The organism is Pontibacter sp. GD13 (assembly GCF_058216355.1).
The window spans coordinates 159422-170956 of the sequence record NZ_JBYZMQ010000003.1; the positions used below are offsets into that span (position 1 = coordinate 159422).

The following is an 11535-nucleotide window of genomic DNA, read 5'->3' on the forward strand; positions in this document are numbered from 1 at the left end:
CTGGGGATTAATAGGTTCAACTTTTTTTAATTAAAGTACTGCGTCGCTTGTGTCAATTCTGCTGGCGACAATCTCTACTTCAGGCAGCAGGTTAGGGTAAGTTTTGTAAGCGTTGATCTCAGTTCTTTGCTTAATCTCCTTTAAATCATCACTGGATTTTTTAACAGAGGCACCGAAGCCGAAAACAAAGGCGAGAAGAAGAATGATAAGTTTCATGGCATTAGGGTTTAAAGTTTTTATTTTAATGACTTTCTGATTTAATAGATAGCGTCTGGCAGGTAAAGGTTGCTTTAGGCTACTATATTTTTTTTATTCCTGTTAGCCACTAATACATCTCTCATGCCAAATTTTATAACTAATTGATTATAAGTTAATTAACTTTATAAAAAGCATTTTTTAAATTGTTATTTGTGTCCGTTGCCGAACAGTTAATTGTTCAGTATCGAACAATCTAAAGAGAGGCCGTACGGCCTACGGAACCTGCCCGCCTTTCAGGTTCCGATTTTGCGCTAAAGCAGCAGGCAACCAAACGCCAAAAGCCGGGGTAGCTATTCCGTATGAAGTTCATGTTTCCTAAATTCGATAAAGTGGGTATGCCCTTGCTCGGCCTTCTGGCTGGGGTACTGTTAGTAGCAGAGGCGAAGCGGCAACTGCGTAAGCAAACGCGGCCTAAAATAAACAGGCTGCTGGAGAACGGAAGCGTTGCTGCGGTTGCCTTGCCAGCCCTGCGCTTGCTGCTGTTGCCAGGTATACATGCTGCTGCACGTTGGGCAAACAACCGTAACTTTGGTGCCCTGGCCTGGCTTCGGCTTCCGTTGCCCGCACGTTATGCGCTGGGCTTTGTTTTGCTGGATTACTCCAACTACCTGTGGCATGCCTTGCTGCACAAAGCAGGCTGGCTATGGCGATTCCATAATGTGCACCACAGCGACCTGGACATGGACCTCTCCACGGCCTGGCGCTTTCATGTGGGAGAGAACATCGCCTCGCTGCCGTTCCGAGGCGCAGCCGCTGCACTTGCCGGCGTGCCTGCCCCCCTGGTGTTGTTCTATGAGGTTGTTTTTGAGGGTTGTACGGCTTTTCACCATACCAACGTGCGGTTGCCCTTTGAACTGGAGCGCCGGCTGTGCCAGATCATGGTAACTCCGCGCATGCACGGCATCCACCATTCCATCGTGGCCCGCGAAACCAACAGCAATTACTCCGTGGTGCTGTCATGCTGGGATCGCCTGCACCACACGCTGCGCCTGAATGTGCCCCAGAGCGCCATCACGATAGGCGTGCCCGCTTACCGCAATCCGCTGGAGCAAACACCGCAGCATTTGTTCATGCTTCCGTTCCGCAGGCAGCGGGCCTGGCAACTGCCCGACGGTACGGTGCCGGAGCGGGAAGAGCTGCCGGGGCAGACATACTTGTTACCGTAATTTCCTGCCTGCCGGGGATAAATAGGATGGGTTGTCTGCCCGGCAATGGGAACTTAACTTAGGGCAGGTTTCTTGAGTATAAGACAGTACTTTAAGAGCAAAGCACCACATGAAAGAAGTAAAGGGAAAATTGATAGCACTTGGAGGGGGCGATGATGACGGGTTGATCAAGCTCATTCGCTCAGAAATATGCACCATTGCTTCCAATATAGAGGTTATAGCCACGGCTGCCACCACAGCATCAGAAGAATCGGGGCTGGCCTATAAAGAGGCCTTCGAGGAATTGGGCTGCAGCAATGTGCAGTTTATGCGCATAGATGAAACGCATGCGGCTGACACGGCAGAAAACCTGGAGCGGATACAGCAAGCCGATGTGATATTTTTTACCGGCGGCGACCAGGTTCGGCTCACGCGCTTCCTGAACGGGACAAACCTGTTGCGGCTTATGCACAGAAGGTACCAGGAAGAGGACATTATCATTGCCGGCACCAGCGCCGGGGCCGCCATGATGTCGGATAGGATGATCTACGATGGCTATGGCCACTACTCCCTGATCAAAGGCGAGATGAAAACGACGGAGGGGTGTGGGTTTACCAGGCACGTTTACATTGATACGCATTTCGCAGAACGGGGCCGTTTTGGACGCCTGGCGCATGCCGTTGCCCATGATCCCGAATATGTGGGAATCGGATTAAGTGAGGAAACGGGTATCATAATTAAGAAGGGAAACCAGGTGGAGGTCTTTGGCCCAGGCGTGATCACCATCATTGACGGAAGTCAGATAAAGTTCTCTAACACCCGGGAGGTAGCCGACAGTGAGCCGATAGCGGTTGAGAACCTGAAGATGCACATGCTGGTGCATGGCTATCGGTACTGCCTGCAAGAGCACCTCTTTCAACCGGTGCCTGCTACAAAGAAAACTTCCAAAATGCTGGCACGCGCTTCCGATGCCGTTCCGGGGGAATAATATCAAAAGCGCGTAAACAGCGTGCTACAACCGTTAAAATTATAGTCTTTCTTCCTGCTGCAGCTCCATGTTGATGGCCACGCCGGCTTTGGCGCCCTCGGCCGCCGCCACGATTACCAACTGCATGTCGCGGGCGGCATCGCCGGCCACAAATAGGCCTGGTATGTTCGCTTGCTGCAACCTGCGGGTCTTTATCACCCCTTTGCTTGTAAACTCACAACCCAGTTCGGCCCCTAAATCTGACTGCTGCCTGGTGCCTGTTGAGAAAAACAGTGCCCCCTGTTCATGGTTTTTGCCATCCTGGGTTACAATAAATTGAAGTTGCCCGCCTTCTCCCTCAAGTTTTACGATCTTAGAAGTAACCAGCTTTACCTTGTTCCTCTCCAGGGTTTCTATATCCTGTTCACTTAGCTCCTCGGTGCCGTCGGTGTAAAGCGTTACATCGGCGCTCCAGTTTTTGAGCGCCAGCGCCAGCCCAAAGCCATCTTTGCCTTTGCCGTAAGAGGCAATGGCCTTGTCGCGGCTTTCCCAGCCATCGCAGTAAGGGCAGTGGTGCACGCTTTTGCCGTACATCGGCATAATGCCCTCCAAATCAGGCACGTCATCTTTTAAACCCGTGGCCAGCAAAAGCTTTTTTGCATGGTACACTTTCTCGTTTACATCATTTACTACATACTGGCCTTTGCTATAAGTAGCCGTGGCCACCTTCACGTCAATTATCTGCACCTGGTATTTCTCCAGTTCGGCCCTCCCCTTCTGAATAAAATCTCTGGGGTTTACCCCGTCGCTGCTCAGGAAGCCGTTCATGCTTCTGGCCCAGCGATTACGGGGTTCACCGCTGTCGAAGAGCACCACCTTACGACGGGAGCGGCCCAGGATCATGGCGGCATTCAGGCCAGCCGGCCCTCCCCCAATTATGATAACATCATACATATGTGTATTCTAGCTTTATGAATGTATGCTAACGTATGGCAGCTTTTTAAGGTAGCAAACAGGGTAACAAATTATATAGAGCAAACCAGCCGGCAGGCTCAAAAGCAGCGGGAAAGTCCTAAAGCTTGGCTGTTAAGGAGGACTATGCTGGCAGGCGAAAGGACGCTTTTTTGTTTTTTCGACTCGTTTTAAAAAATATTTGAAAAAAGGCGAGATAGTAGGTATGCCGAGGATAAATTATTTATATATTTGTTTAGACGTATTACCACCCTCATTTAAAAATTGCGTTTTATGAAGAGCAAATTAGTAGCCTTATTATTAGGCGGTGCGCTGTTATCGGGCACAGCGATGGCCGGCGGATACCAAGTGAACCTGGCGAGCCAGCGACAAATTGGTATGGGACACACGGGTACCGGTATTCAGACGGGTACTTCCAGTATTTTCTTTAACCCCGGCGCCATGAGCTTCATGCGCGAGAACGGTGTGACCGTAGGTGCCAGCGCAATCAATTCCAGAATTGCCTACCGTGCCCCGGAGCCCTCTAACACCACCACACTGGCCGATAATGGTATTGGTACTCCTTTCCAGGTGTATGGTGTTTATGGTATTAATGAGAAGCTGAAAGTCGGAATGGGCATTTACACTCCTTTCGGCAGTGGCGTAAAGTGGGGCGATGAATGGAACGGACGCTTTGGGTTAAGCGAGATCGATCTGAAGGCTATTTATTTCCAGCCAACGCTTAGTTACCAGATCACGGATAAGATCGGCTTAGGGGTAGGCGTGGTCATTGCCACCGGAGGCGTGAACCTGCAGCGTGTGCTGCCTGTGCAGAACCAGGATGCCTCTGAAGGCAGAATAGAACTGGATGGCGGAGCTAAAACTGCTTTCGGCTTTAACGCCGGTGTTTATTTCCAGCCAACCGAGCAACTATCCATAGGTGTTAACTACCGTTCTAAAGTTGACATTGAAGTAGAAGAAGGTGACGTGACATTCACAAATGTTCCGGCAGCGGCCAAAGGAAACTTCCCGGATGGCACAAAGTTCTCTGCCTCACTGCCAATGCCTTCCACTATCTCGGTGGGTATCGGGTACAAGCCAAGCGAACGCCTTACCTTAGCGGTTGATGTGAGCCGCGTACAGTGGAGTGCATACGATAAACTGCGTTTCGACTTTAGCCAGGCAGTGGCAGGAAACACCTTCTCTGAAAGCGCCAGAAACTACGAAGATGCCATGATCTACCGCATTGGCGGCGAGTACATGGCCACAGAGGCCCTGGCAGTTCGTGCAGGCGCTTACTTTGACAACACGCCGGTACAAGACGGTTACCTGACCCCAGAGACTCCGGACGCTGACTCGCGTGGACTTTCTGTTGGTCTGGGATATACCCTCTCCGAACATTTGGTGATCGACGCTTCTTTCCTGTACATCAACAAGGCAAAGAGAACAGACACGGCAGCGCTGTCTAACGGTGTCGCCGGCACTTTCAAGTCAATCGCTTACATTCCAGGTTTAGGTGTTACTTACAAATTTTAATTTCCCGAAACAGTCATGAAAAAGTTCTTATATAAATCTAGCGTGCTGGCCTTATTTGCCGGTGTGCTTCTTACAAGCTGCGATCCTGAGATTGATGCACCGGCAGCGAGCTCAGGCGAGGCTGATTTTTCAAATTATGTAGCTGTAGGAAACTCGCTTACCGCTGGCTTTGCTGACAATGGCTTGTACCGCGAAGGACAGCTTAACTCCTATCCGGCCATACTGGCGCAACAGTTCTCTGCTGCTGGAGGAGGTGCTTTCGTGCAGCCGCTGTTTACCGAAGCACAGGCAAATGGCTCAGGATATGTTCGATTAACGGGATTTAATGCGGCGGGGCTTCCTATACTTACTCCTGTAACAACAAATCTGGCTGTTCGGGGAGTAGGTGCCGACAACAAGACCCCTTTGTATACGGAGTTCCTGGAGCCCGTTAACAATCTGGGTGTACCCGGTATCCGAATGGCCGATGTGACGACAGCAGGGTATGGTTATAACAATCCCTTAGGTTTCAATCCTTATTATGAGCGTTTACTGGGTAACAATCCAACCCCCACCAGTGCGCTGTTGCCGTATGTTAACAAAGCAGCGGCTACAAACCCTACTTTCTTCACCATGTGGTTGGGCAACAACGACGTGCTGGGTTATGCGACCTCTGGCGGTGTGCTCCCTGTTTCTTCCTCAAGCGCTTTCCAGACAGGCCTGGACGCGATGGTGAATGCATTGGTTGGGCAGAACAACACGAAAGGGGTTATCATCAACATCCCCGATGTAACGGGTATTCCTTTCTTCACGGCTAAATCTACGGCACAACTAAAGCAACTGGCTGCAGCTAACAATGCCAAGCTGTATATCACCGCAGGTGATAACACAGTGCGCGAAGCAACGTTGAGCGACTATGTTCTTTTAACCTCTACGGTAGGTACTCCAGAGCAGGTTCCCGGTATCCCGACTCCTGTGCCGCATGGCTTCACTCCGTTAAACCCATTGAGAAACACCGAGGTGCTTGATAACGCTGAAGTAATCATTGTAAAAGATAAGACGGCTGAGTTTAATACTAAACTGGCCGCTGCTGCACAGGCAAAAAACCTTGCTTTAGTTGATATGAATGCTTTCTTTCAGTCTGTTCAGATGAAAGACAACAAGCCTCAGCTTTCGTTGAACGGGGTAGCGTATACGCCTGCTTATATTTCAGGTAACATCTTCTCTCTGGATGGGGTGCACCTGACGCCGCGCGGTTATGCCATTGTGGCGAACCAAATCATCCGTAACATCAACGCGAAGTACAACTCCAGTGTGCCTTTTGTTGACGAGACAAAGTACAGAGCAGTGCTGCTGCCATAATATGGGCAAAGTATAAAGTATAAAAAAAGCGCCTCCCGCAAGAGAGGCGCTTTTTTTATGTGTGCTGCTGCAGCAATCAATGTGCTTCCAGCCAGTTGTCACCTACGCCCAGGCCTACTTCCATGGGCACGCTCAGGGGCAATGCATTGGTCATGAGCTCCACAATTTTAGGGGTAACGATCTCCACTTCTTCCAGGGGGGCATCAAAAAGCAATTCATCATGCACCTGCAGGATCATGCGCGTTTTAAGCTTCTCCTGGTCCAGGTACTCATGTATGTTGATCATGGCTATTTTGATGATGTCAGCCGCGGTGCCCTGGATTGGGGCGTTGATGGCATTGCGTTCGGCGAAGGCGCGCACGGTTTGGTTGCGTGAGTTAATGTCGCGCAGGTAACGGCGGCGGCCCAGCAGCGTTTCGGCGTACTCAAATTCGCGGGCTTTCTCCACGGTGCTGTCCATGTACTCCTTAATAGCCGGAAACTCCACAAAATAAGCCTCGATAATGTCGGCTGCCTCCCGGCGCGGTATGCGCAGGCGCTCTGCCAGGCCAAAGGCCGAAATGCCGTAAATAATACCGAAGTTTACCATCTTGGCCTTGCGCCGCATCTCGCTGTCCACCTGCTCCAGGGGCACATGAAACACCTTGCTGGCGGTAGAGGCATGGATGTCCTGCCCGTTCCTGAATGCTTCTTTCATGGTGGGGTCACCGCTGAAGTCAGCCATGATGCGCAGCTCGATCTGGGAGTAGTCCGCAGAAATGATCTGGTGTTTGCTGTTGCGCGGCACAAAGGCTTTCCGTATCTCCCGGCCCCGATCGGTGCGGATCGGGATATTCTGGAGGTTCGGGTTGGTGGAGCTCAGGCGGCCCGTGGCGGTAACAGCCTGGTTAAAGGAGGTATGCACGCGGCCATCCAGTTCGCATACCAGTTGCGGCAGCGCATCCACGTAGGTCGATTTTAGCTTGCTTAGCTCGCGGTGGTCCAGTATCAGACCGACCACCTCGTGCTCGCCAGCCATTTTAGACAGGATCTCCTCGCCGGTGGCATATTGGCCTGTCTTGGTTTTCTTGATCTTGGCTTTGCCGTGCAGCTGTAGCTTGTCGAACAGGATCTCGCCCAGTTGTTTCGGCGAGCCGATGTTAAACTGCTCCCCGGCAATCTCAAAAATACGCTTCTCAATACCGATCAGCTCACTCTCCAACTGTGTGGAAAAATCGGCCATGGCTTCGGAGTCTATACTGATCCCTTCCTTCTCGATTGCGGCCAGCACCTGCACCAGCGGGGTCTCTACATCGCGGTAGAGCTTGGTTAGGCCCTGCTCCTGTAGTAAAGGCTCAAAGTATAGCTTTAGCTGCAGCGTAATGTCAGCATCCTCGCAGGCATAATCCTTTACCTCCTGCGGCTCCAGGTCGGCCATGGTTTTCTGGTTCTTCCCTTTCGGACCGATCAGGGCTGTTATGGGCACCGGGCTATAGTTGAGGTAGGTTTCAGCCAGCACGTCCATGTTGTGGCGCATCTCGGGTTCCAGCAGGTAGTGGGCCAGCATGGTGTCGAATATGGGGCCTTGCAGCGTAACGCCATAATTTTTCATCACCAGGATATCATATTTGATATTCTGCCCTACCTTGGCAATAGCCGGATTCTCCAGTACGTCCTTAAACTCGTTTACAATGCGTTGCGCCTCCTCCGGGTTATCCTGGGGCACGGGTACATAGTACGCTTCGCCGGGCCGGTAACAAAACGACATGCCCACGAGGGCAGCCGTGATCGGGTCTATGCTGGTGGTTTCGGTATCGAAGGAGATCTCCTCCTGCCGGAGCAGGTAAGTGAGCAGGCTTTCCCGAAGCGCGGGGGTGTCTATCAGGTGGTAATCCTGCAGCGTGGTTTTCAGGCTGCGCATAAAGGTTGGCACAGCCTCTCCGGTAGCTTGCTCGTTTGGGCCAGCGGAAGGTGCAGCTGCGTCGAACAAGGATGTTTGGTTGGCAGATGGGGCCTTTCCTTTACGGGCGGCAGCCTTGCCGGTGGGGGCCGTGGTGGCAGCGGCCAGGGTTTGCCCGAGCACACGCTGCGCCAGTTGCCTGAACTCCAGCTCAGCGAAAAGCTCGGTTACTTGCTCCTCGTTCGGGCCGTTGTAAAGCAGGGCTTCCTCGCTAAACTGCAGCGGCACGTTCAGGTGTATGGTGGCCAGCTCTTTAGACATCATGCCCTGGTCAGCAAAGTTAACCACGTTCTCCTTTTGCTTTCCCTTCAGCTGGTCTGCGTTGGCGATCAGGTTCTCTACGGAGCCAAAGCGCTGAATAAGTGTCTTGGCTGTTTTCTCGCCTATGCCCGGTATGCCTGGTATGTTATCCACTGCATCGCCTTGCAGGCCCAAAATGTCGATTACCTGCTCTACCCGTTCAATTTCCCATTTATCCAGTATCTTTTGCTTGTCCCACACTTCGATGGCATTGCCCATAAAGGCAGGCTTGTACAAAAAGATGTGGTCGTTTACCAGTTGGCAATAGTCCTTGTCAGGTGTCATCATAAACACGTCGAAACCTTCTTTCTCGGCTTTGCAGGCCAGTGTGCCGATGATGTCGTCGGCCTCGAACCCATCCAGGATCAGGACCGGGATGTTAAAGGCCTCCACAATTTTCTTGCAGTAAGGGATGGCGATCGAAATATCCTCGGGCATGGCCTGCCGGTTGGCCTTGTAAGCGGCAAAATTATCGTGGCGAAATGTTTTCGCCGCTGAGTCGAAAGCTACGCCAATGTGGGTGGGTTGTTCTTTTTGCAACACCTCCACCAGCGTGTTGGTAAAGCCCAGGGCGGCGCCCGTGTTCATCCCTTTTGAATTAATGCGCGGGTTCTTGCTGAAGGCAAAGTGCGCGCGGTATATCAGTGCCAGGGCATCTAGCAGGAACAGTTTTTTGCGTGGTTCACTCATGTGCTAAAGGTAATTAATTTTGATAAACCTTTTTTGGCATACAGGTGGCTAAAAATTGTTTGTCGCAAATCCTTTTCCTCCAAAAGGCTATAAAGCCTCGCACACTTTGGGGCCACATTCCACAATGTGTGGTGTTAATCCCCACATCTTTGTCGTAGCGTTTTATCACTTAAGCTGTAAAATGCTTAAAATTATGCAGTTAAGCCTGGGCGGTGTTTTTGGCATGGTTCTGTCTAATAGGCAAGTAACCTTCAGGTATTACATCTGAATTACGCATTAGTACAAAGCGCACATAAAACATGAAAAAAGCCTTCCTGCCCGTTCTTGCAGAAGCACGACAGGAAAAAACTTTCAACTGAAGCCAAAGTAAGTTCAATACAAAAATTCTACTCAGCAGCCAGCGGTTACCGTGCAGCCAAGCCAAAACAGGCAAACGCGGGTCGAATGGCAGGTTAGTGAAGTTTACGGAGTACCATCGCATGTGCGCGCTGCATAGAGACTGCTAAAGTATACTTCACTAACGCCTGGGAGAATGGCATGATCACCTGCTTGATTAGAATTAGAAGCGGAGAGTAATTTAAAAGTGCATTAAAATATTTTTTATAAAAGCATTAAATAACGAATTCATGAGAAAAATGAATGTTTTAGCTGTCTCTTTTGCGCAATACGGCGTCACGATGGTGACGGACGTGCAGCAACGGAGCACAGCCAGACAAAACGCCCCGCCTGGCATGCACAGACAATTAGCAAAGCATACATCGGAAGAGCAGTGGTTCTGTTTTAGCGCCCTGGTCCGTACCGATAAAGACCCAGGCAGCATGCTTTATCCGGGTCTTAACTGCTGAAGCTGATTTGTGGCGTTAGCCGTTATATATAAGTTATAAAGAGGAAGCTTCCGTTGGCGCGGGGGCTTTTTCTGTTTTCAGACAGGCGCCTAAATGCACTTCTGCTACCCAAGTTAGTGCCAGAACGAACAAATAAGCATGTAAAGTCGTTACAAGGTAGCTCTAACAGGCTGAAAGTATAAAATGTACTATGCCAAAGATACTACTGATAGATGATGACCCAGCCTTCTGCATGATGCTTCGGGCCTTTTTACAAAGGCAGGCATATGAAGTGGAAATGGCCTTTACTGCCAGTGAAGGGTTAAAAAAGGTGAAGGAAGCCTCCTTCGATCTCATATTAACGGATTTTAGACTACCCGACAAGAACGGCCTGGAGTTGATGATGCAGATAAAGGTGCTCACCAAAACGGTGCCCGTGATTCTGATGACCCATTATGCCGATATCCAGACCGCTGTGAAGGCCATCAAGATGGGTGCGCTGGAGTACATCACCAAGCCCATCAACCCCGACGAAACCCTGCTGCTCATCCAGAGTGCCCTGCAAAAGAAAGCCGCACAGGAGCCTGCCGAATCTGCCGTAACCCAATCACAGTTTGTGCATGGGCAAAGCCCTGAGGCCGCCCGTATCGACGAGTTTATCGCTTTGGTTGCCCCTACCAATCTATCGGTAATTATAGAGGGGGAGAGTGGCACCGGGAAAGAGTATGTGGCCCGCACGATACACCAGCACAGCAAGCGTTTCAACAAAGCCTTTGTAGCCATAGATTGCGGGGCGCTCTCGAAAGAGTTAGCCGGCAGCGAGCTGTTCGGGTATGTGAAAGGGGCGTTTACAGGTGCTGACAGAGACAAGCAGGGCCAGTTTGAGGCGGCAGAAGGGGGCACGCTTTTCCTGGATGAGATCGGCAACCTGCCTTACGAGATCCAGATGAAGCTGCTAAGAGCACTGCAGGAGCGCAAAGTTCGGAAAATTGGCAGCACCACCGATCTGGAAGTGGATGTGCGCGTGATCGTGGCTACCAACGAAGACCTGGCCCAGGCCGTAAGCAATGGCCTGTTCCGGGAGGACCTGTACCATCGGTTAAATGAGTTTAAGATGCACATTCCGCCCTTACGGGAGCGGGATGGCGACATTGTGCTTTTTGCCCGGCATTTTTTGCAGGAGGCGAATATAGAATTAGAGAAGCATGTACAAGGTTTTGATGCCGCTGCCGAGGAGGCCATGTTGCGGTATAGCTGGCCCGGTAACCTGCGCGAACTTAAGAATGTGGTGAAGCGTGCAGTTCTTTTAACCACCTCGGCCTATGTTTTGCCAAGTGCACTTCCTGCGGAGGTGTTAACACATAGCCCACGGCCTGAAACTGTTGCTGCTCATAAAACAACCCAGGCGCATGCATCTGGTGGAGATACAGATCTTAGGCGAATTAATGAACGGAACGAAAGGGAGATGATCCTGTCTATGTTACAGAAGGTGAAGTATAACAAGGCCAAAGCGGCGCGCTTGCTCAACATCGATCGCAAGACCCTGTATAACAAACTCAGGCTTTACAACATAGAGGCGTAGCA

9 protein-coding genes are annotated in these 11535 nt (G+C 51.0%); 6 read left to right on the plus strand and 3 right to left on the minus strand.

Annotated features, from left to right (window positions below):
- Nucleotides 1-30: 30 nt before the first annotated feature.
- Entirely contained in the window at nt 31-216 is a 186-nt protein-coding gene (locus tag AC4BAN_RS07105; RefSeq protein ID WP_490563694.1) for a hypothetical protein, read from the minus strand.
- Nucleotides 217-557: 341 nt separating this feature from the next.
- Here AC4BAN_RS07105 and AC4BAN_RS07110 point away from each other — a divergent pair, with 341 nt between their 5' ends.
- Together AC4BAN_RS07110 and AC4BAN_RS07115 are read left to right on the plus strand one after the other, a co-directional pair.
- Nucleotides 558-1424, plus strand: coding sequence for a sterol desaturase family protein (locus tag AC4BAN_RS07110; protein WP_490563695.1), 867 nt, complete (start codon nt 558-560; stop codon nt 1422-1424).
- A gap of 109 nt (nt 1425-1533) precedes the next feature.
- Entirely contained in the window at nt 1534-2391 is an 858-nt protein-coding gene (locus AC4BAN_RS07115) for a cyanophycinase (RefSeq protein ID WP_490563696.1), read from the plus strand.
- A 39-nt stretch (nt 2392-2430) separates the two neighbouring features.
- Here the strand turns inward: AC4BAN_RS07115 and AC4BAN_RS07120 are convergent, their stop codons facing one another.
- A complete protein-coding gene (locus tag AC4BAN_RS07120) occupies nt 2431-3324 on the minus strand; it encodes an NAD(P)/FAD-dependent oxidoreductase (protein ID WP_490563697.1) in 894 nt (297 codons plus the stop codon).
- A 291-nt stretch (nt 3325-3615) separates the two neighbouring features.
- Between AC4BAN_RS07120 and AC4BAN_RS07125 the strand changes: the two genes are divergently transcribed.
- A complete protein-coding gene (locus AC4BAN_RS07125; RefSeq protein ID WP_490563698.1) occupies nt 3616-4857 on the plus strand; it encodes an OmpP1/FadL family transporter in 1242 nt (413 codons plus the stop codon).
- Nucleotides 4858-4872: 15 nt separating this feature from the next.
- Nucleotides 4873-6198 carry an SGNH/GDSL hydrolase family protein gene (locus AC4BAN_RS07130; RefSeq protein ID WP_490563699.1) on the plus strand — a complete coding sequence of 442 codons (1326 nt, stop codon included), beginning with the start codon at nt 4873-4875 and terminating at the stop codon, nt 6196-6198.
- A gap of 76 nt (nt 6199-6274) precedes the next feature.
- Here AC4BAN_RS07130 and polA read toward each other — a convergent pair whose 3' ends face one another.
- Nucleotides 6275-9127, minus strand: a complete 2853-nt coding sequence (gene polA / locus AC4BAN_RS07135) for a DNA polymerase I (protein WP_490563700.1) — start codon at nt 9125-9127, stop codon at nt 6275-6277.
- 626 nt (nt 9128-9753) lie between these two features.
- Here polA and AC4BAN_RS07140 point away from each other — a divergent pair.
- Entirely contained in the window at nt 9754-9972 is a 219-nt protein-coding gene (locus tag AC4BAN_RS07140; RefSeq protein ID WP_490563701.1) for a hypothetical protein, read from the plus strand.
- Between the two features lie 190 nt (nt 9973-10162).
- Nucleotides 10163-11533 carry a sigma-54-dependent transcriptional regulator gene (locus AC4BAN_RS07145; protein WP_490563702.1) on the plus strand — a complete coding sequence of 457 codons (1371 nt, stop codon included), beginning with the start codon at nt 10163-10165 and terminating at the stop codon, nt 11531-11533.
- The last annotated feature ends 2 nt before the right edge of the window (nt 11534-11535 follow it).

Excerpts from the sequence above, each read along its gene's own strand:
- AC4BAN_RS07105 (WP_490563694.1), bottom strand. The coding sequence starts at position 216 with ATGAAACTTATCATTCTTCTTCTCGCCTTTGTTTTCGGCTTCGGTGCC.
- AC4BAN_RS07115 (WP_490563696.1), top strand. The coding sequence starts at position 1,534 with ATGAAAGAAGTAAAGGGAAAATTGATAGCACTTGGAGGGGGCGATGAT.
- AC4BAN_RS07120 (WP_490563697.1), bottom strand. The coding sequence starts at position 3,324 with ATGTATGATGTTATCATAATTGGGGGAGGGCCGGCTGGCCTGAATGCC.
- polA (WP_490563700.1), bottom strand. The coding sequence starts at position 9,127 with ATGAGTGAACCACGCAAAAAACTGTTCCTGCTAGATGCCCTGGCACTG.
- AC4BAN_RS07110 (WP_490563695.1), top strand. The coding sequence starts at position 558 with ATGAAGTTCATGTTTCCTAAATTCGATAAAGTGGGTATGCCCTTGCTC.
- AC4BAN_RS07125 (WP_490563698.1), top strand. The coding sequence starts at position 3,616 with ATGAAGAGCAAATTAGTAGCCTTATTATTAGGCGGTGCGCTGTTATCG.
- AC4BAN_RS07130 (WP_490563699.1), top strand. The coding sequence starts at position 4,873 with ATGAAAAAGTTCTTATATAAATCTAGCGTGCTGGCCTTATTTGCCGGT.
- AC4BAN_RS07140 (WP_490563701.1), top strand. The coding sequence starts at position 9,754 with ATGAGAAAAATGAATGTTTTAGCTGTCTCTTTTGCGCAATACGGCGTC.
- AC4BAN_RS07145 (WP_490563702.1), top strand. The coding sequence starts at position 10,163 with ATGCCAAAGATACTACTGATAGATGATGACCCAGCCTTCTGCATGATG.